This window comes from Vibrio sp. E150_018 (assembly GCF_053544035.1).
In genome coordinates this window covers 60,941-81,930 of record NZ_JBHGNY010000004.1, presented here as the reverse complement: position 1 = coordinate 81,930, position 20,990 = coordinate 60,941, and the positions used below count along the sequence as shown (strand labels likewise).

Annotated in this window: 15 protein-coding genes; 7 read left to right on the top strand and 8 right to left on the bottom strand. The window is 43.0% G+C overall.

Translation table 11 applies throughout. The annotated features are described in order from the left end of the window. The first annotated feature begins 38 nt into the window (after nucleotides 1-38). The 7 genes from ACE3G9_RS06770 to emrD all read left to right on the top strand — a co-directional run bounded on the left by ACE3G9_RS06770 (nucleotide 39) and on the right by emrD (nucleotide 11,389). Entirely contained in the window at nucleotides 39-1,040 is a 1,002-nt protein-coding gene (locus ACE3G9_RS06770; RefSeq protein ID WP_417880216.1) for an ABC transporter ATP-binding protein, read from the top strand. Nucleotides 1,041-1,160: 120 nt separating this feature from the next. Further along, complete coding sequence (locus ACE3G9_RS06765) at nucleotides 1,161-2,924, top strand: glycoside hydrolase family 9 protein (protein WP_449218754.1); 1,764 nt, start codon at nucleotides 1,161-1,163, stop codon at nucleotides 2,922-2,924. Further along, complete coding sequence (locus tag ACE3G9_RS06760; RefSeq protein WP_417880218.1) at nucleotides 2,917-3,816, top strand: BadF/BadG/BcrA/BcrD ATPase family protein; 900 nt, start codon at nucleotides 2,917-2,919, stop codon at nucleotides 3,814-3,816. Before ACE3G9_RS06765 ends, ACE3G9_RS06760 begins: the two co-directional genes overlap by 8 nt. A gap of 41 nt (nucleotides 3,817-3,857) precedes the next feature. Further along, nucleotides 3,858-5,777, top strand: coding sequence for a beta-N-acetylhexosaminidase (locus ACE3G9_RS06755; RefSeq protein ID WP_449218753.1), 1,920 nt, complete (start codon nucleotides 3,858-3,860; stop codon nucleotides 5,775-5,777). Nucleotides 5,778-5,827: 50 nt separating this feature from the next. Next, on the top strand, nucleotides 5,828-8,233 hold the full coding sequence (locus ACE3G9_RS06750) for a GH36-type glycosyl hydrolase domain-containing protein (RefSeq protein ID WP_449218752.1): 2,406 nt from the start codon (nucleotides 5,828-5,830) through the stop codon (nucleotides 8,231-8,233). 162 nt (nucleotides 8,234-8,395) lie between these two features. Next, nucleotides 8,396-9,808 carry a phosphoglucomutase/phosphomannomutase family protein gene (locus ACE3G9_RS06745; RefSeq protein WP_417880221.1) on the top strand — a complete coding sequence of 471 codons (1,413 nt, stop codon included), beginning with the start codon at nucleotides 8,396-8,398 and terminating at the stop codon, nucleotides 9,806-9,808. A gap of 375 nt (nucleotides 9,809-10,183) precedes the next feature. Further along, nucleotides 10,184-11,389 carry a multidrug efflux MFS transporter EmrD gene (gene emrD, locus ACE3G9_RS06740; protein WP_417880222.1) on the top strand — a complete coding sequence of 402 codons (1,206 nt, stop codon included), beginning with the start codon at nucleotides 10,184-10,186 and terminating at the stop codon, nucleotides 11,387-11,389. Nucleotides 11,390-11,638: 249 nt separating this feature from the next. Here the strand turns inward: emrD and ACE3G9_RS06735 are convergent, their stop codons facing one another. The 8 genes from ACE3G9_RS06735 to acnB form a co-directional block, all read right to left on the bottom strand. Next, a complete protein-coding gene (locus tag ACE3G9_RS06735; RefSeq protein WP_449218751.1) occupies nucleotides 11,639-11,977 on the bottom strand; it encodes a HopJ type III effector protein in 339 nt (112 codons plus the stop codon). 33 nt (nucleotides 11,978-12,010) lie between these two features. Further along, entirely contained in the window at nucleotides 12,011-13,090 is a 1,080-nt protein-coding gene (locus ACE3G9_RS06730) for an ABC transporter ATP-binding protein (protein WP_417880224.1), read from the bottom strand. After that, nucleotides 13,091-14,731, bottom strand: a complete 1,641-nt coding sequence (locus ACE3G9_RS06725; RefSeq protein ID WP_417880225.1) for an ABC transporter permease — start codon at nucleotides 14,729-14,731, stop codon at nucleotides 13,091-13,093. Between the two features lie 81 nt (nucleotides 14,732-14,812). Further along, the gene (locus ACE3G9_RS06720; protein ID WP_449218750.1) at nucleotides 14,813-15,826 is read right to left on the bottom strand and encodes a Fe(3+) ABC transporter substrate-binding protein; all 1,014 of its coding nucleotides are present in this window, start codon (nucleotides 15,824-15,826) and stop codon (nucleotides 14,813-14,815) included. A 170-nt stretch (nucleotides 15,827-15,996) separates the two neighbouring features. After that, entirely contained in the window at nucleotides 15,997-17,214 is a 1,218-nt protein-coding gene (locus ACE3G9_RS06715; RefSeq protein WP_417880227.1) for an ammonium transporter, read from the bottom strand. A gap of 26 nt (nucleotides 17,215-17,240) precedes the next feature. Beyond that, a complete protein-coding gene (gene glnK, locus ACE3G9_RS06710) occupies nucleotides 17,241-17,579 on the bottom strand; it encodes a P-II family nitrogen regulator (protein ID WP_027696300.1) in 339 nt (112 codons plus the stop codon). A gap of 181 nt (nucleotides 17,580-17,760) precedes the next feature. Then, nucleotides 17,761-18,135: a YacL family protein gene (locus tag ACE3G9_RS06705; RefSeq protein ID WP_449218749.1), complete on the bottom strand. Its 375-nt coding sequence runs from the start codon at nucleotides 18,133-18,135 to the stop codon at nucleotides 17,761-17,763. Between the two features lie 224 nt (nucleotides 18,136-18,359). Further along, a complete protein-coding gene (gene acnB, locus ACE3G9_RS06700; protein ID WP_417880229.1) occupies nucleotides 18,360-20,957 on the bottom strand; it encodes a bifunctional aconitate hydratase 2/2-methylisocitrate dehydratase in 2,598 nt (865 codons plus the stop codon). Between the last annotated feature and the right edge of the window lie 33 nt (nucleotides 20,958-20,990).

Sequence of the window (20,990 nt, the reverse complement as noted above, 5' to 3'; positions counted from 1 at the left end):
CCAGTAAAACAAGAATTAGCGAGAAGCTGGAGACAATTATGAGCTCATCAGATAAATACGGAAAATTACTCATTGAAGGGAAGAACTTAGTTAAAGACTTCCCGATCACCAGTAATTCATTAAAACAACCTATGATGCGTGCCATTAATGACGTGTCATTTAAAATGTACAAAAGCCGTGGTTTAGCGGTAGTGGGCGAATCCGGTTCAGGTAAATCCACCACAGCCAAAATGATTGCCAAAATGTACGCTCCAACTGCCGGTACAATTGAATATAAAGGGCGCGATATTCTCGATATTACTAAACGCCAAGATCTCATGCATTATCGTGAAGGCGTACAGATGGTATGGCAAGACCCATTTGGCTCATTAAACCCGACTCACAATATCTTTCACCACATTGCGCGCCCACTGATTATTCATAAAAAAGTGAAAAGCAGCAATAAGAAAGAGTTGCAAGAAAGGGTCTATGAACTGCTAGAGCAAGTCGGTCTTAACCCGCCAAAAGAAACGGCAGAAAAATTTCCCCACCAACTTTCGGGTGGTCAACGTCAACGGGTTAACTTAGCACGCAATATCGCAGTGGGTGCCGAGGTTGTGTTGGCCGATGAGCCAACGTCTATGCTCGATGTTTCTATCCGCGCAGGGGTGCTTAACCTGATGGAAGAAATGAAGTTTGATAAGCAAATGTCACTTCTCTATATCACTCACGATATCGCCACTGCTCGTTATATTGCTGAAGATCTGTCGGTGATGTATGTCGGCCACATGGTGGAATGGGGGGATACCGATGAAATCATTCATGATCCTCAGCACCCTTATACTCAACTGTTAGTTTCTGCGGTTCCGGATCCTAAAAAATCGATCCATGAAAAGCTGAAAGGTAATAAAGGGGAAATTCCTCTTTGGACGCCAGATTCCCTTGGCTGCCCATTTGCCGGACGTTGTTTACACGCGACCGACAAGTGTCGCGAGAAAATGCCAAGCGTCACTCAGTTGGCAGAAAACCACTTTGTTCGCTGTTACCTATTTGAGGATTAATCCTCGATTTACCCGTATACCAATCTGACCTCTTTACTCAGGTTGGTATGCCAACAAACTATTTGAACGTTGTCTATGCCTTTACAACCCAGGGCTATAGGCAGGAGGCTTGAAGCAGATATGCAAATTCTCACTAACCATATTGGTTATTCATGCTTTAGCAGCAAAAATGCGGTAGTACTTGCCTCAGATTTTAATACAACAATCAATACACAAGATCGCCCTCTCATTGCTCAATTAATCAATATAGATAGTCAGCAAGTAGAGGACGAATTTCCAGTCACTTTCGTGGGGAAAGTTGATCATTGGCATCATGGCGATTTTGCTCAAATTGACTTTACAACGTTTTCAAAAGTCGGCCGCTATTGCCTTTCTATTGACGCTATTCAATCTCACAACTTTGAGATCAAAAATGATCTTTTAATGCAGCGTACTTTTTCGGATCTCCTTCACTACTTTAAATCTCAGCGCTGCGGTGGAAAGTATGATAAGCAAGATCGCAACGCGCCAATATTGAGCTCAGATCAATCAGAACCGCAAACCGTCGATGTACATGGCGGTTGGTATGACGCCTCTGGCGATGTCAGCAAATATTTAAGCCACCTTTCTTATGCTAATTATTTAAACCCTCAGCAAATCCCAATGGTAGTGTGGAATATGCTGAAAGGGTTAAATCTTGCAAAAGATCACGATAACTTTGCAAAATTTTCCCAAGTTCGTTTAATCGAAGAAGCATTATTTGGCGCAGACTTTTTAGTTCGCATGCAAAGCCCACAAGGCTTCTTCTATATGACTGTTTTTGATAAGTGGAGTAAAGATACTGCCCAACGTGAAATTTGCGCCTATGAAACGCAAGATGGCAATAAAAGCAGTGATTACCAAGCGGGATTTCGTCAAGGTGGCGGCATCGCGATTGCAGCATTAGCAGCAGCATCTCAATTAGAAGAAAGCGGTGAATACAGTCAGCAAACCTACCTAGATTGTGCAATCAAAGGCTACCAGCATTTGATTGAGCACAATACCCAATACCTCAACGATGGCGTTGAAAACATTATTGATGAATATTGTGCCCTACTCGCCAGTGTTGAGCTATATCGTAGTACTCAAGATACATTTTATTTATCGGAAGCGCGTCTCTGGTCGCAAGCATTAATGTTGCGTCAAACCTCTGATGAGAACTTCGAGCATTTTTGGTCTGCTAACCAAGATGGCTCAAGACCTTACTTTCATTCTGCAGAAGCCGGACTGCCGACGATTGCTCTCACTGAATACTTAGCGATTGAAAGCGATCAAGCACTACGTCAAACCACTTTATCGGTAATTGAAAATGCGGTGCGCTTTGAGCTCACCATTAGCCAACAAGTAGCGAATCCATTTGGCTACCCTCGCCAATATGTGAAAGCCGTTGATAGTGACAAACGTGATGCCTTTTTTATTGCGCATAACAATGAATCTGGCTATTGGTGGCAAGGTGAAAATGCACGACTTGGTTCACTTTCGGCCATGGCTAATTTGGTGCAGCCTTATCTGCAAGATCCACAATTGAAAAGCCAATTACAAAGCTACGCTCAATCCGCACTCGATTGGATTTTAGGCTTGAACCCATACGATATGTGTATGCTTGATGGACATGGTCACAATAACCCTGACTACCTACCAGAGCTTGGCTTTTTTAATGCTAAAGGTGGCGTGTGCAATGGCATCACCGCAGGTTTTAATGATGAAGCTGATATCGCATTCAATCCTGAACTACAAAAAGATGACATGCTGCAAAACTGGCGTTGGGGTGAGCAATGGATCCCACATGGCGCATGGTATTTATTGGCGATCATCTCGCAACAATATGCGGTGACAGAACCAGCAGTGGAGAGCAAGCATGAGTGATTTATTGGTCGGTATCGATGGTGGCGGCACCTCATGTCGCGCACGAATTCGTGATAGCCATGGAGTATTACTCGGTGAAGGCAAAAGTGGTAGCGCCAATATCTTGTTAGGTGTTGAGGTTGCCATGGATTCCATCATTGAAGCAATCAATCAGGCCGCTCAACAAGCTGGTTTATCCCAACAAGACTTCTCTCGTATGCATCTAGGGCTTGCTCTAGCGGCAGCTGAACAAGAAAGCGCCTGGCAGCAATTTATGTCGCTGCCACATCCTTTTGCTAGCGTGGTACTCAATACCGATGCTTATGGCGCTTGCCTAGGAGCACATCAAGGAGAAGATGGCGCAATCATGATTGCCGGCACCGGATCTTGCGGCATTTTATTAGCTCAAGGTAAGCAACATGTGGTCGGTGGCCGTGAATTTCCAATCTCTGATTTAGGAGGGGGTGCGATTATGGGGCTTAGGCTAATTCAACACAGCCTACTGGTTCAAGATGGCATCTACCCTGCTAGCCCAATCACAGAGGTTGTTATGAGTCATTTTGATCATGATATTGATGCCATCGTCACTTGGTCTAAAACCGCTCGTCCATGTGATTACGGCCAGTTCTCACCGCAAATTTTTGCCTGTGCTAATCAAGGTGATGAATTTGCCGCAAGCTTGCTCACTCAAACTGCGCAAGATATTGAAATGTACCTCAACGCACTAGTAGACAAAGGCGCAAAACAGATTGCCTTAATGGGCGGTATTGCCGAACGTATTCAACCTTGGCTTTCTGCAGCAATCAAAACCTATTTAGTTCCAGCCAAAAGCGATGCAATGGAAGGCGCTCTAATGATGGCTCGCCAACCTAAACACAACTTATTTAATACGTTAAACAGCGTTCTTAGTTGATAAATAAAATGACAATAGATTACGCCTCAAAAGGTGCAAAAATGGACTATCGAATTGACCTTGCTGTTCTTGAAGAACAAGAAAATTACTCACGTTTTGGTTTAACACTTCATAACCTAAGTGATAACGATCTACATGACTGGGCATTAAATGTCAGCTTCCGCCGTTATATTCAACCGACTAGCTTAACGCAAGGTAGCATCACTCAAACCGGTAGCTTTTGCCGCTTTGTGCCAAACCAACATCATACCTTAGCCGCCAATGCGCATTATTATGTGGAGTTTGGTTGCCATACCTCGCCTTTTCAATTGCTTGATGATGGTTTTGATGATGCGTTTCTCCAAACTAACATTTCAAATAAACCGCAATCTTTGGCGGTAACGATCACTCCTGTCGCCTTAAAGTCGGCCAGCAAACAACGAACGTCACTACCAACAATTGCCGCCAACTATCAAGGCATCATTCCTCAACCACAAAGCTTAAAGCCTATGGACGGTCAGTTTGATTTAAGCCAAAGCTTGGTCTTTCAATCACACACCAATCAAGCAAAAAGTGCCCTAACATGGCTTGCAGGAGAGCTGAGCCAAATTTTAGATTCCACCATCAAGATGAGTAATCAAGGTAACTTATGTTTTGTGGTGTCACCTAATTTAACAGATGGTGAATACAAGTTAGAAATTCAGCCAAAACAAATTATTTTAGAAGCCAATTCATCCAGTGGATTTATGCATGGATGCGCCTCACTTTGGCAATGGGTAAGCCATCAGGTTCATAATAATCAGTCATCATTACCTTGTGTATTAATTGAAGATAAACCGCGATTTTCTCACCGCGGCATGATGCTAGACTGTGCTCGCCACTTCCATGGTGTCGATACGGTTAAGCGCTTAATAAACCAATTAGCACAATTAAAATTCAACGTTTTTCACTGGCATTTAACCGATGATGAAGGTTGGCGTATTGAAATTAAAGCCTTTCCACAATTAACCGACATTGGCGCATGGCGCGGTATTGATACCCCAATCGATCCGCAATATTCCAATCTATCAGGTAAGCATGGCGGGTTTTATTCGCAACAAGAGATCCGTGAAATAGTTCAATACGCAGCCGAGCGTAACATTATCGTGCTCCCTGAAATTGATATTCCGGGCCACTGTCGCGCAGCGATTAAATCATTACCTGAACTGCTGGTTGATCCCGATGATCAATCGCAATATCGCAGCATTCAATACTATACCGACAATATTCTCTCTCCGGCGCTTGAAGGTACTTACACCTTTATCGACACCGTGCTCGAAGAAGTTGCGCAACTATTCCCTGCGCCTTTAGTTCATATTGGTGCTGACGAAGTTCCAGAAGGCGTTTGGACTGAAAGCTCTAAATGCCAAGCGTTAATGCAACAGCACGGCTACTCTAATGCTAAAGAGCTACAGGGACATTTGTTACGCCATGCAGAAAATAAACTGCAATCGTTAGGCAAACGAATGATTGGCTGGGAAGAAGTGCAGCACGGCGATAAAGTCAGCAAAAACACCATTGTTTGCTCATGGCAAAGTGAAAAAGCGGCGGTTGAATGTGCAGGTACTGGCTTTGATGTGATCTTACAACCGGCGCAGTTTACCTACCTAGATATCGTTCAAGACTATAACTGCGAAGAACTTGGAGTTAACTGGGCTGGTGTTACCCCTTTAGAAAAATCCTATCGTTACGAACCTTTATCAGAATTAGCTGAGGACGATCCTCGTCGTCAACATATCTTTGGAATTCAATGTGGCCTTTGGTGCGAAATCGTCGACAGCCAAGATCGCATTGATCACATGCTTTTCCCTCGCCTTCTTGCTTTATCAGAGGCGTGTTGGACAAACAAGAAACACCGCAACTGGGAAGATTTTTTAGCGCGTCTCAATGGGCATTTACCCACTTTGACACACCAAGGTATCCATTTTCGCCCTTGGCAATAAAACGCATAAAAGATCATTTCCAAGGTTTATTTTTTAGTAAGGACTACATTATGAAATACGGTTTTTTCGATAACGACAATCGTGAATATGTCATCACTCGCCCTGATGTACCTGCGCCATGGACCAACTACCTAGGAACTGAAAAGTTCTGTACGGTGATCTCTCACAATGCTGGTGGCTACTCTTTTTATAACTCACCAGAATATAACCGTGTAACCAAATTCCGTCCTAATGCCAGCTTTGATCGCCCAGGACACTACGTTTATTTACGTGATGATGAAACCGGTGATTACTGGTCAATTTCATGGCAGCCAGTGGCAAAGAGCCTAGATGAAGCCAACTATGAAGTTCGCCACGGCTTGTCTTACTCAAAATTCAAGTGTGAATACAACGGCATCACCGCGACTAAAACTCTGTTTATTCCGAAAGGAGAAGATGCGGAAGTGTGGGATGTCGTAATTAAAAACACTTCAGATAAACCACGTACCATCAGTGCTTTCTCATTTGTTGAGTTCTCATTTAGCCATATTCAATCGGATAATCAGAACCACCAAATGTCTTTGTATTCAGCAGGCACCGCTTACCGTGAAGGTGTGATCGAATATGATCTTTACTACAACACCAATGACTATGAAGGTTTCTATTACCTAGCCTCTACCTTTGATCCAGACTCTTACGACGGCCAACGCGATAGCTTCTTAGGATTATACCGTGATGAAGCTAACCCGATCGCGGTTGAGCAAGGTAAATGCTCTAACTCAGCGCAAACTTGTTATAACCATTGCGGCTCTCTACATAAGCAATTTGTTATCCAGCCTGGTGAAGAAGTACGTTTTGCTTTCATCCTAGGTATCGGTAAAAATAATGGCGAAAAACTACGCGCTAAATACCAAGATCTCGCTAACGTTGATGCTGCATTTTCGGGCATTAAAGCGCATTGGGATGAACGTTGTGCCAAGTTCCAAGTAAAATCACCCAATGAAGGCTTAGATACCATGATTAACGCATGGACACTTTACCAAGCTGAAACCTGTGTGGTGTGGTCGCGCTTTGCTTCCTTTATTGAGGTCGGTGGTCGTACTGGCCTTGGTTACCGTGATACCGCGCAAGATGCGATTTCAGTACCTCATTCTAACCCAGCAATGACTCGCAAGCGCTTAGTCGATCTACTCCGTGGCCAAGTCAAAGCGGGTTATGGTCTGCACTTGTTTGATCCTGACTGGTTTGATCCTGAAAAAGCCGACGTCAAACCATCGAAATCACCAACCGTTGTTCCAACGCCAAGTGATGAAGATAAGATCCACGGTATTGAAGATACCTGTTCAGACGATCACTTATGGCTCGTTCCAACCATTTGTAAATATGTCATGGAGACTGGTGAAGAATCCTTCTTTGATGAGCAAATCCCTTATGCCGATGGCGGCAATGCTTCTGTGTATGATCACATGAAAGCGGCCCTCGATTTCTCCGCAGAATACGTAGGTAATACTGGTATTTGTAAAGGTCTACGCGCTGACTGGAACGACTGCTTAAACCTAGGTGGCGGTGAGTCATCAATGGTGTCTTTCTTACACTACTGGGCACTACAAGAATTTATCGATCTGGCCAAATACCTTGGCAAAATGGAAGATGTCGACAAGTACACCACTATGGCAGAAGGCGTTCGTCAGGCATGTGAAACTCACCTGTGGGATGAAGAAGGCGGCTGGTATATCCGTGGCCTAACCAAAGATGGCGACAAGATAGGCACGGCACAACAAACCGAAGGTAAGATACATCTTGAATCCAATACATTAGCGGTATTATCTGGCGCGGTTTCACAAGAACGTGGCGAAATTGCCATGAACTCAGTAGATGAGCATTTGTACTCTCCGTATGGCCTACACCTCAATTCACCTTCATTTGCAACGCCAAACGATGACATCGGTTTTGTTACTCGAGTTTATCAAGGAGTAAAAGAAAACGGCGCGATCTTCTCGCATCCAAACCCTTGGGCATGGGTAGCAGAAGCTAAACTTGGCCGTGGTGATAAAGCGATGAAATTCTATGATGCGCTAAACCCATACAATCAAAACGACATGATTGAAAAGCGCATTGCTGAACCTTACTCCTACGTACAATTTGTGATGGGCCGCGATCACCAAGATCACGGCCGTGCCAACCACCCATGGTTAACGGGTACTTCAGGTTGGGCTTACTTCGCGGTCACCAACTTTATCCTTGGCGTACGTCTAGGCTTTGATGGTTTGAATATTGATCCTTGTATTCCAACTAACTGGCCAGGCTTTGAAGTCACTCGCCAATGGCGTGATGCGACTTTCAACATCAAAGTAGAAAACCCTAACAGCGTTAGCAAAGGCGTCAAATCTATCACGTTAAATGGCGAAACGATTGACGGTGTAATTCCTGCTCAAGCAACAGGTAGTGTTAATGAAGTTGTGATGGTGATGGGATAGTCGGGTCTCGGGTCTCGGGTCTCGGGTCTCGGGTCTCGGGTCTCGGGTCTCGGGTCTCGGGTCTCGAAGAAAACTTAAAAGAATGGAATTTTCAAAGCAAAATTAGTCGAGCCACGAGAAACGAGTATCCGTTCTTTTCGGCTCTTTTATAAGGACATCAAAATGATCAAATTTGGAACCGGCGGTTGGCGCGCCTTTATCGGTGAGGAATTCACCCAAGCCAACGTGCGAATGGTTGCTCAAGCTGTCGCTAATATCATGCAAAAAGAAAGTGTTGTAGATAATGGCTTCGTGATTGGTTATGACCGCCGCTTTTTATCTGATAAAGCTGCCCTTTGGTTTGCCGAAGTTTTAGCTGCTAATGGTATTACGGTTAGCTTTATCAATCGCTTTGTACCCACGCCAATCGTGATGTTTCAAAGCAATAAAATGGGCTGTACTTATTCAGCTTGTATTACCGCCTCGCATAACCCTGCCGACTACAACGGCATCAAGGTGTTTATTGAAGGTGGTCGTGACGCCGATGAAGTGATCACCCAAAAGATCGAAGCGCAAATTGCGGTACTCAATGATCGCGATGTTAAACGAATCGATTTTGAAGACGCGCTTGAATCAGGCCGAATTGCAATCATCAACCCAATGAACGACTTTGTGGATTCTGTGATCAACTTTATTGATATCGAAGCGATCAAAAAAGCTAATTTACGCGTACTGATCGATCCTATGTTTGGGGTGGCAAAGAATGCTCTGCAAACCGTCTTGATCAATGGCCGCTGTGATGTGGACGTGATCAACGATGGTGAAAACCCATCCTTTGGTGGTCTAATGCCTTCCCCTAGTGCGGCAACGCTATACCGCCTTAAGCACTTAGTTGCAGCAGAAGGTTACGACATCGGCATTGGTACGGATGGTGATGCGGATCGCCTAGGTATTATTGATGAAAAAGGTAACTTCATCCACCCAAATGAAGTGTTAATGCTGTTGTACTACTACTTACTGGAATACAAAGGCTGGAAAGGCTCGGTAGTACGTAACATTGCTACTACTCATCTACTCGATAAAATCGCCGCTGATCACGGTGAAAAAAGCTTTGAAGTACCTGTAGGCTTTAAACACATTAGTAGCCAAATGGAAGCGGATGACTCACTGATTGGTGGTGAAAGCTCTGGTGGTTTAACCATTCGTGGCCATATCAAAGGTAAAGATGGTGTATTTGCCTCAAGCCTATTAGTTGAGCTTATCAGTGTCACCGGTAAGAAGTTGTCGGAAATGCTAGATGAAATCTATGCTCGCTACGGTTATGCCTACACCGCTGAAGGTGACTGCACCTTTAAACCTGCGCAAAAAGAAGTGCTGTACAACAAGATCTACGTTGATAAATTACTTCCAGAGTTTAAATATGAAGTCGAAAAAGTCAGCTATGACGATGGCGCGAAAGTGTACTTTAAAAATGGCGGTTGGGTAATCGCCCGCTTCTCTGGTACTGAACCACTACTACGTATTTTTTCGGAAATGGAAGATAAACAAACCGCGGAAAGTGTTGTTGCCCAAATGAAAGCGTTTTTAGCGTTATAGGTATAGGGTTACTAGGTGCGAGTTCCTAGTCCCTAGGTTTGGAAGAGATCGCGGTGAAAGCTGCGATCTCTTTTTTCATTTCTCGACTCTCGGGCGCTATGCTGCTCGTTGCTCGAAAAAGATAAAAGCAAAAGCAAAAGCAAAAGCATTCATTATTTCGAATAAGCGAAGCGACCTAGCAGCGAAGCGACCTAGCAGCGAAGCGACCTAGCCTCGATTACCATTATAAAAACTAATCCATAACATTGATTTTCTTCTTGTGAAGATACTCATATTTTTATTGCTGAAGAAATCATTAAGTTCTAATATCCACGTCAAATTCAGGGGCAATTATTTGGCCGTTTCCCTTACTTAAATTTATCGTGGAGAAGATGCATGTCTGCACCTTTTAGTTTAATCAAACTAACCTTCTTAATCGCCATTTTGGCGGCTGTTGGCCAAATGACGCAAACCATGTATGTACCATCAATGGGTTACATGGCACATGAATTTCATGTATCTGCAGCCTCAATGCAAGCGGTGATGGCCTGCTATTTAATCCCTTATGGATTATCGCAATTTATTTATGGGCCATTATCGGATCGCTTAGGTCGTCGACCTATTATTTTAGTCGGCTTAGTCATCTACGTTGCCGGCTCTATTTTGGCGCTATTTTCTCATAACTTTCATTTATTCTTGGTAGCAAGTTTTATCCAAGGTATGGGGATTGGTTGTGGCGGCGCGATGGCAAGAACATTAAGTCGTGATTGTTTTTCTGGGCAAGACTTACATAAGGTCAATAGCCTGATCAGCATGTGCCTAATGTTTTCACCATTAATGGCTCCGCTATTAGGTGGTTACTTAACGGAAGCATTTAATTGGCGCAGCAGCTACTTGTTTCTAGCTCTATTTAGCATTGGCGTGACCATTATTATGTTCACTCACATGACGGAAACATTACCAAAAGAATCACGCCGCTATGATTCAGTGGCAACCAGCTACCGTTATGTAATGGGCAACCGTCAATTCCAAGGTTACTTACTATGTCTAGTCGCGACTTTTGCTGGCGTGGCATTATTTGAAGCGGCGGCAGGGGTACTACTTGGTGGTAAACTCAAGCTGGCCGCGACCACGGTTAGTTTACTATTCATTGTACCGATTCCCGGCTACTTGCTAGGAGCGGCAATGTCGAGCTGGATTGCTTCTCGACACTCAGAAAAACGAGCGCTTAACTTCGGCTTAGTCGCGATTGCGATTGGCTCATTGGTAATATTTATTCCGGGAGTATTTGGCTTCACCAATGCGGTAAGTTTAGTGGGTGGCGCAACTATCTACTTCTTAGGCGCTGGTGTGTTATTCCCAGCAGCGACAACTGGTGCTATCTCCCCCTTTCCTCAACATGCAGGGACGGCAGGAGCACTATTAGGCGGGATACAGAACTTCGGCGCGGGAATGGCAACATTATTGGCAGCAATGATACCAGCACAAAACCAGCTTCCACTAGGAACGTTAATGCTTGCGATGTCATTACTAGCAGTCATCGGCCTACATAGAGTCAATAAAACACCGATGCCGCCAGATGTATTAGGTAGCACGCTCTAATCACTAAATCCTGAACACAATAAAAAGCCGCGCAAGAAATCATTCTACGCGGCTTTAGTTTATCTGGCTTTTTATTAACCGCGCTAATACCAATCGCACTAATGATATGATCATTCTTGCTTGTTAAAAGCCTCGATAACTGCGTTATAAATTTTGATTGTAGAGCAACTACTTATCGAAATTTATGCCTTGTTCTCAAGGCTTTTTTCTTCGCAATTTTTGCCCACCTAATTAATTTGATTGGTATAATTAATTCAGCGCTGGCGATGAGAATGTTATGCCATCCCAACCATGCTCAATAAAATTACGAATATTTTGATGATCATCGTTTTCTGGGTGATGTAATACATCTTCACGGTAGAACTTACCAAAACAAGCTAGAGTTTGCGCTTGCGTTAAATTATGCATTTGAGCGAAGGAAAAGATCTTACAAGAGCCATTATTTTGCCCTGCTTCATTTTCTACCTCACCATTGGTAAAGGCGGTTGGAGTAAAGCTATAGTTCGCATCAATCGTAGCGATGGTCAGCTCAAACTCTACCGATAGCGGCTCAGTGGTCACTTGATGCAAAAATTCCGTTAATTCCATTGTCATTTTCTCCTTAAAACCAAATTATTTAAACTAGAATACCAAAGCACCATCACAATCTATACTCACTGACACCTTTTCCCCTACTTCGAGTAAATGATGTGATTGACCAAGTAATTGCACGCCTTGTACATCTACCACATAACGGCAATGATCGCCCATAAACTGCTGTTCAATCACTCGATTCTCGCTACTCTCATCCAATTGCAATAATACTTGCTGCGGCCTTAATAAAATTTCACAACCTTGTCCTACCGCTATCGAATCATCACCGACTACCTGTAATTCACCAAGTACCGTATCAAATCGGCTCGGTGTCAGTTTTTGTGCTGGTAGATAACAACCTCCTCCTAAAAAGTTCGCCACAAACTTACTCGAAGGCTGGTAATACAGTTGCGCAGCACTGCCAAATTGCTCAATAACACCATGATTCATCACTGCCATTTTATCTGAAAAGGCAAAAGCTTCTTCACGGGAGTGAGTCACAAAAATTGCCGTCACTCCTTGCTGCTTAAAGATACGGCGAATATCGCGAATTAATTCATGACGTACTTGAGTATCAATATTAGAAAACGGTTCATCCAATAACAAAAGGTCTGGCTGATAAGCCAATGAACGTGCAATCGCAACGCGCTGCTGTTGTCCACCAGAAAGCTGATGAGGATAACGCTCACCTAACCCAGATAAATGAACCAACTCCAACATACTTTCGACTATTGTTCTTCGTTGTGATTTTGAATGGTCTTGCAGCCCAAAAGCCACATTTTCAGAAACCGTCAAATGAGGAAATAGTGCGTAATCTTGGAAAATCAAACCGATATTGCGTTGCTCTGGCGCGACCCAATGTTCGCCATCATCAATCAAATTATCATTTAATTTCATTTGCCCAGATGATAATGGTAACAGCCCGGCGATCGCTTTAAGTAAGGTGGTTTTGCCACAACCACTAGCGCCAAGCAAACAAACAATTTCGCCTTGTTGTACCGATAAATTCAGGTTCTCTAAAACGGGTGTCGATATTTTAGGTTGAGTATGCGAGGGATAATGACACGTCAAACCTTCAATTTTTAATGCGAAAGACTCTGCTTTTACAGCTTGATGTTGAGAGGTCATTTAATGCACCTTTTCTAAAGAACGATTAACAATAATTAAAGGCAGTAAACCTACCAAAATTAACAAGATTGCAGGTAGTGCTGCCAATTCTAATTGCTGGTCTGAAACATAGTTATAAACATAAGTCGCCAAGGTCTCAAAATTAAAAGGGCGTAATAATATGGAGGCATTAAGCTCCTTCATTGACTCGATAAACACTAATAAACCCGCGATCAATGTTCCTCTCATCACTAAAGGGATATGAACTCTACGCAACATCTGACTAGAATTACACCCCATAGTGCGAGCGGCCATATCTAAACTTGGTGTCACTTTCGCTAAACCGCTCTCAACACTTCCGATAGCAACAGCAGAAAAACGAACGCTCAATGCAAACACTAACGCAAACATAGTACCGGAGAAAATCAGCCCAGGTCTTCCCCAATCCATAAATTTAGCCACATCATTAACACTATGATCTAGCGTTAATACCGCTACCATAATGCCAATGGCGAGCACTGTGCCCGGTACTGCATACCCTAATGAAGATAATCGCATTGGTATTAACGCCGATTTCGAGACATATCCGCCTTGCCCTGATAATCGATGATAAAAATTCACAATAAGTGCAATCACTACGCAAACCAACGCGACGCTGAATGAGACTTTTAAACTATTCAAGGAATAAACTTTAAACTCGGTTGTCCAGCTATCTGAAAAGTAATGCAGACTATAATAAGCAAGTTGAAGGATCGGTAATAAAAAACCACCCAGCACTAATCCCCAACACCATATAAGTGCTAACCATTTTTTCCAACCAAACAATGGATAGCGATGATCTTCATGGTTAGTAAACTGAGCTTGGAAATGCTTTTGCTTGCGTCTGCTATAACGTTCAGCGCTAAGCAGTAACACGACAACCAACAACATAATGGAAGAGATTTTTGCGGCTGCCGTAAGGTTAGAATACCCCAACCAAGTATCATAAACTGCAGTGGTTAGCGTACTCACAGCAAAATAATTGACAGTTCCAAAATCCCCTAAGGTTTCCATTGCCACAAGAGAAAGCCCCACGGCAATCGCAGGCCTAGCCAAAGGCAATGAAACACGAAAGAAACTTTGTGTAGGTGTACATTTTAATAGCCGAGCAGATTGTAGTAATGAACCGCTTTGCTCCATAAAAGCTGAACGTGATAATAAATAAACATAAGGGTAAAGCACTAACGCTAAAATCGTTATCGCCCCGGGTAAAGTACGAAGATCTGGGAACCAATATTGTTGCGGAGTCAATTCGAAGGTATTTCTTAGCCAAATTTGAATCGGGCCAGCAAAGTCAAACCAATCGGTATAAACATACCCCACAATATAACCCGGCATTGCTAAGGGAAGAACTAGCGCCCATTGCAATATTTTTTCCCCAGGAAGCTTACACATTGCCATCAGCCAAGCACTAGGAATGCCAAACAGCAAAGCAAGCAACATAGTGCCCGCAACTAAGAAAAAGGTATTTAAAGTATAGGTAGGTAAAACGGTAGAAAATAGATGTGAAAAAAGCTCGTCACTTTCACCGATAGCTGTATAAAAAATCGCGAGAATAGGCAAGATGAGTAACCCCATCACCGCCCAGCTTCCTAACTTCCAATTAAAATACTTTTCCTTCATCGCGACCACTTCACGCTTATAAAAACCACAAAAGGGAAGCCTAAGCTCCCCCTTTCATTTTCGACTTAACTTTGACTAGAATTACAGGTCAAATTTCACTTCATCTAATAACTTCACCGCAGCTTCATGATGAGCAGCAATTTCATCTAGCGATAAATCATCCGCTTTATAATCACCCCATGATGCGACTAATTTAGAAGCCTCAACACCTGGTTTAACTGGAGATTCAAAGTTATCTTTAGCATACATTTTCTGTGCAACATCACCAGATAAGAACTCCATAAGTTTGAGCGCATTCTCTTTATTAGGTGCATATTTTGCCATCGCCATACCACTGATATTCACATGAGTACCAAAGGCTTCTTGACCAGGGAAGTTAATGTATACTGCTTCAGCCCATGCTTTTTGCTTTTCATCATTCAGCATTTTACCAAAATAATAACTATTACCTAGAGAGTAATCACATAAGCCTTCTTTGATTGCTTGAACTTGGCCGCGATCGCTGCCTTGTGGTTTGCGAGCCAAATTAGACTTAAGCCCTTCTAACCATTGCTTAGCTTCAGCTTCGCCATGGTGAGCAATCACAGCAGAAACTAAAGATACATTGTAAGGGTGCTTACCTGGGCGAGTACAAATCTTGCCTTTATATTCAGGTTTCGCTAAATCCATATAATCAAATGAAGCCGGTAGCTTGCCTATACGATCTTTTGATGAATAAACGGCTCGAGAACGCGTTGTTACACCGAACCACTCACCTTCTTTATCACGATATTGAGATGGGATATTCCCATTAATCACATCGCTATTAACGGCTTGAACAACGTCTTTATCACTCAACTCAGCTAAACGGCTAATATCGACAGTAAGTACTACGTCAGCAGGGCTATATTCACCTTCTTGAACCAGTTTTTCTGCCAAGCCATCTTTAGCAAATTTCACATTTACTTTAATGCCCGTTTCTTCAGCAAACTCTTTGAGCATTGGCTCAACAAGAAACGGCTGACGGTAAGAATAAACATTCACTTCTTCTGCAGCCATAGCGAGAGGGGCAAAAGTCGTTGCGGTAACCGCAGAGGCTAATAACAGCTTTTTCATTAAACTCATCCTTAAATCAAATGGAAGTGATAACAATTATCAATGCGGTTTATTATATGGAGAATGAAATTTAACTCAATCATTGTTAGCTCACAAAAATAAAAAACCCCACTCAAATTGAGCAGGGCTTTGTAACAGAGTATAACAATATAATTTAATCTAGCGATAAATTACTTATTTGAAGTGAACTCTGGATAAGCTGCTACACCACAATCGTGCATATCAACGCCATCCATTTCTTCTTCTTCACTAACACGGATACCCATAGTGGCTTTCAAGATACTCCAAACCACTAAGCTAGCACCAAATACCCATGCAAAGATAACTATCGCACCGTAAATTTGCGCACCAAACGTTGCATCAGAGTTACTAAATGGAACCATTAATAGACCAAATACACCACATACACCATGCACTGAGATGGCACCGACTGGATCATCAATCTTCACTTTATCTAAGAATAAGATACTAAAGATAACCAATACACCTGCAATGGCACCAATCACAAGTGACATTACTGGTGATGGTGATGCTGGATCGGCGGTAATGGCAACTAAACCTGCCAAGGCACCATTAAGGATCATAGTAAGATCAGCTTTACCCCAAATCAGCTTCACTGTAATCAAAGCAGCAACTGCACCAGCCGCCGCAGCCGCATTGGTATTTAAGTAAACTTGACCAATTGCTGTTGCATCTGCCGCTGAAGATAACGCTAGTTGAGAGCCACCATTAAAGCCAAACCAACCAAACCAAAGGATAAATGTACCTAAAGTGGCTAATGGCATGTTTGAACCTTGAATTGGGTGAACTTCACCATTCTTACCGTATTTACCTTTACGAGCACCAAGTAGCAACACACCCGCTAATGCAGCTGCTGCACCCGCCATGTGAACAATACCTGAGCCAGCAAAATCACTGAAACCAGCAGCAGATAAGAAACCACCGCCCCAAGTCCAGTAACCTTCAATTGGGTAGATAAAGCCAGTTAACACCACACTAAAGATCAAGAAAGTAGTCAGCTTCATACGCTCTGCTACCGCACCAGATACCACTGACATTGCAGTCGCAACAAACACTACCTGGAAGAAAAAATCTGATTCTAAAGAGTGTGAAGCACCTTCACCTTGAGAGCCAATCAGGCCACCAAACGATGGGAAAACGCCACCTTCTGCATTACCAACGTACATAATGTTATAACCGACCAATAAGAACATGGTGCAAGCAATACCAAACAATACAAAGTTTTTAGTTAAAATTTCTGTGGTATTTTTCGAGCGAACTAAACCGGCTTCTAACATGGCAAAACCCGCTGCCATCCACATGACTAGCGCACCAGATATCAGTAAGAAAAACGTATCTAACGCGTATTTAATTTCTACAATTTCCATATCTTAATTCTCCGTCCCTTAATCCTTTAAAGTGCTTCGTCGTCCATTTCGCCAGTACGAATACGAACTGCTTGCTGCAGATCAAAGACGAAAATTTTACCATCGCCGATTTTACCGGTTTGTGCGGCTTTCATAATCGCTTCAATCACACGATCCACATTGTCACTTTGAGTGGCAATTTCTACCTTCACTTTCGGTAAGAAATCCACTTGATATTCCGCGCCACGATACAACTCTGTATGGCCTTTTTGACGTCCAAAGCCTTTCACTTCAGAAACAGTCATCCCCTCAATGCCTACATCAGCTAACGCTTCACGGACATCATCTAATTTAAACGGTTTGATTATTGCACTAATTAATTTCATTGCATTCCCTCGTCATGATGCATTCCTTTAACATTTACAATTCTTTCAAGTTGCATGCCAACTTTGTAAGACCTTGATTTAAAAGAAATAGATAATCAATGGAATTTGGACGGGAAATTATGCGCACCACAATAGTGCGTATAATTCACAATAAAATAGCAAGGAAAGAGAAAAAGAAAGGTTATGCGATAAATGCACGCCAAGAATGCAAAACTTGTTCAAAGTCTTCGATACCACACCATGATTCACTTTCTTCATTATAAGCCGAAAGCTCATCCTCTCTATTTTCTTCATAAATAGAGGTCTCATGACTTAACAACTGGTTAGAAGAAATATGCACTTCATTCTGCTCAAGAAATAGACTCCACTCTTGGCCTAATAAGCACCATTCTTGGTTAATATTTCTTTGCGCACTAATTTGTTGCAAAACACTATCCAGCTTTGTGATATTAGTACCGATTTCTTCAATTAACCAATGACCAATGGCTTCATGTCCTGAAGAGAACACCACACGATAATAACCATCTAAAGTATTTTTCTTAAACTCAAAGTCCATAACGGAGCACTTTTTTCTTTTTAGGGGATACTGAGAGTTTACTTGCTAATGATTGGAAATGCGACTTGGTGAGTGGTGAGTGGTGAGTGGTGAGTGGTGAGTGGTGAGTGGTGAGTAAGTTTTGTCAATGCTGGTAAATGAGTCAAAAGACCTTTTCTCTTTAAACGAAAAAAACCGCTGATTACTCAGCGGTTTTATAACGTAAGTAAATTAACTCAAGGCCGTTATGCTGGCTCTTGGAAAATCACTGTGTCCGCTTTATCTGTGTAATGCTTCATCTTATGGAAGTTCAGATAGCGGTATGTATCGGCTGCTGTTGCATTAATTTGCTCAGCATAGCTTAAGTACTCTTCTTTGGTCGGGATACGACCAAGAATTGCCCCCACAGCTGATAGTTCAGCAGACGCTAAGAATACATTCGCACCATTACCCAAACGGTTCGGGAAGTTACGTGTTGAAGTCGACATTACTGTTGATTTCTCAGCAACACGTGCTTGGTTACCCATACATAATGAACAGCCCGGAGTTTCAATACGAACTCCTGCACGACCGAAGATACCGTAGTAACCTTCTTCGATTAGCTGATCTTTATCCATCTTAGTTGGTGGCGCTACCCATAGGCGAGTATCAAGTTCACCTTTGTGTTTTTCCAGTAACTTACCAGCGGCACGGAAGTGACCAATATTTGTCATGCAAGAACCGATGAATACTTCATCAATTTCAGTACCTTGAACATCAGAAAGTAGACGTGCATCATCTGGATCATTTGGCGCACAAAGAATCGGTTGATCAATCTCAGCAAGATCAATTTCAACTACATGAGCATATTCAGCGTCTTTATCGGCGCTCATTAGCTCTGGTTTAGCTAGCCACTCTTCCATTGCTGTGATACGACGCTCAATCGTACGAACATCACCATAACCTTCAGAGATCATCCACTTCAGCATCACAATGTTTGAATTAAGGTATTCAGCAATCGATTCTTCTGAAAGTTTCACCGTACAACCTGCTGCAGAACGTTCTGCTGAAGCATCAGAAAGCTCAAATGCTTGTTCAACCGTTAGGTGCTCAAGACCTTCAATTTCGAGTACGCGACCAGAGAATTCATTGATCTTACCTGCTTTCTCAACCGTTAGTAGACCTTGCTGGATGCCATAGTAAGGAATCGCATGGACTAAATCACGCAGTGTAATCCCCGGTTTCATTTCGCCTTTAAAGCGCACTAAAACAGATTCAGGCATATCTAGTGGCATCACACCCGTAGCTGCAGCAAAAGCAACCAGACCAGAACCTGCAGGGAATGAAATACCAAGTGGGAAACGAGTATGTGAGTCACCACCAGTACCAACAGTATCAGGCAGAAGCATACGGTTTAGCCATGAGTGAATAATACCGTCACCAGGGCGAAGCGATACACCACCACGGTTCATAATAAAATCTGGTAGCGTATGGTGTGTATTCACATCAACAGGTTTTGGATAAGCAGAAGTATGACAGAAAGACTGCATCACCAAGTCTGCTGAGAAACCTAAACAAGCCAGATCTTTAAGCTCATCACGCGTCATTGGGCCAGTCGTATCTTGCGATCCTACTGTTGTCATTTTCGGCTCACAGTATGTGCCAGGACGAACGCCTGTCACACCACATGCTTTACCTACCATTTTCTGAGCAAGCGTAAAGCCTTTGTCAGATTCAGCAACCGGTACAGGACGGCGGAACACTTCTGAAGGCTCAAGACCTAAAGAAGTACGAGCACGATCGGTTAAACCACGACCAATGATCAGTGGAATACGACCACCCGCACGAACTTCATCGTAAAGTACGTCTGTTTTTAACTTAAAAGTAGAAATCACTTCATCAGTACCGTGCTTGCATACTTTTCCTTCATGAGGGTAAATATCAATCACGTCACCCATGTTCATTTTAGAAACATCAAGCTCGATAGGTAGCGCACCGGCATCTTCCATAGTATTGAAGAAGATTGGGGCAATTTTACCACCTAGACAGAAACCACCCGCACGTTTGTTTGGCACGTATGGGATATCATGCCCCATAAACCAAAGCACTGAGTTAGTCGCCGATTTACGAGAAGAACCCGTACCAACAACGTCACCCACATAAACGAGTGGATGACCTTTTTCTTCTAGTTCTTGAATTTGTTTAATTGGACCAACATTACCCGCATCGTCAGGATTAATACCTTCACGTTCATTTTTTAGCATTGCTAAAGCATGAAGTGGGATATCTGGACGAGACCATGCATCCGGTGCAGGAGAGAGATCATCAGTGTTGGTTTCACCTGTTACTTTAAAGACAGTTAAGGTTACTTTATCTTCAAGTTTAGGTTTGTTTAGGAACCATTCCGCATCAGCCCATGATTGCATCACTTCTTTCGCAAATGCGTTACCTGTTTTGGCTTTTTCTTCCACATCATGGAAAGCATCAAACATCAGTAATGTTTGCTTAAGTGCGGTTACCGCGATCGGTGCAAGTAGCTCATCATCTAAAAAGCTCACTAATGGCTCGATGTTATAACCACCTTGCATAGTACCTAGTAATTCAGCGGCTTTTTCACGAGAAATTAATGGAGATTTAGCTTCGCCTTTCGCAACGGCAGTTAAAAAACCAGCTTTAACATAAGCGGCTTCATCAACGCCAGGTGGGATTCGGTTAACAAACAGATCAAGAATAAACTCTTCTTCATCTTGAGGTGGATTTTTCAGTAGTTCTACCAAAGCAGCGACCTGCTCTGCGTCTAAAGGTTTTGGGACAATTCCTTCAGCGGCACGCTCTTCGACGTGTTTACGGTAGGCTTCAAGCACGACTCATTCCTCTCATTGCGGTCGACCCTTCTA

Bases quoted from the DNA above. Each gene is read 5' to 3' on its own strand.
- ACE3G9_RS06770 (WP_417880216.1), top strand. From the start codon at position 39: ATGAGCTCATCAGATAAATACGGAAAATTACTCATTGAAGGGAAGAAC.
- ACE3G9_RS06765 (WP_449218754.1), top strand. From the start codon at position 1,161: ATGCAAATTCTCACTAACCATATTGGTTATTCATGCTTTAGCAGCAAA.
- ACE3G9_RS06760 (WP_417880218.1), top strand. From the start codon at position 2,917: ATGAGTGATTTATTGGTCGGTATCGATGGTGGCGGCACCTCATGTCGC.
- ACE3G9_RS06755 (WP_449218753.1), top strand. From the start codon at position 3,858: ATGGACTATCGAATTGACCTTGCTGTTCTTGAAGAACAAGAAAATTAC.
- ACE3G9_RS06750 (WP_449218752.1), top strand. From the start codon at position 5,828: ATGAAATACGGTTTTTTCGATAACGACAATCGTGAATATGTCATCACT.
- ACE3G9_RS06745 (WP_417880221.1), top strand. From the start codon at position 8,396: ATGATCAAATTTGGAACCGGCGGTTGGCGCGCCTTTATCGGTGAGGAA.
- emrD (WP_417880222.1), top strand. From the start codon at position 10,184: ATGTCTGCACCTTTTAGTTTAATCAAACTAACCTTCTTAATCGCCATT.
- ACE3G9_RS06735 (WP_449218751.1), bottom strand. From the start codon at position 11,977: ATGGAATTAACGGAATTTTTGCATCAAGTGACCACTGAGCCGCTATCG.
- ACE3G9_RS06730 (WP_417880224.1), bottom strand. From the start codon at position 13,090: ATGACCTCTCAACATCAAGCTGTAAAAGCAGAGTCTTTCGCATTAAAA.
- ACE3G9_RS06725 (WP_417880225.1), bottom strand. From the start codon at position 14,731: ATGAAGGAAAAGTATTTTAATTGGAAGTTAGGAAGCTGGGCGGTGATG.
- ACE3G9_RS06720 (WP_449218750.1), bottom strand. From the start codon at position 15,826: ATGAAAAAGCTGTTATTAGCCTCTGCGGTTACCGCAACGACTTTTGCC.
- ACE3G9_RS06715 (WP_417880227.1), bottom strand. From the start codon at position 17,214: ATGGAAATTGTAGAAATTAAATACGCGTTAGATACGTTTTTCTTACTG.
- glnK (WP_027696300.1), bottom strand. From the start codon at position 17,579: ATGAAATTAATTAGTGCAATAATCAAACCGTTTAAATTAGATGATGTC.
- ACE3G9_RS06705 (WP_449218749.1), bottom strand. From the start codon at position 18,135: ATGGACTTTGAGTTTAAGAAAAATACTTTAGATGGTTATTATCGTGTG.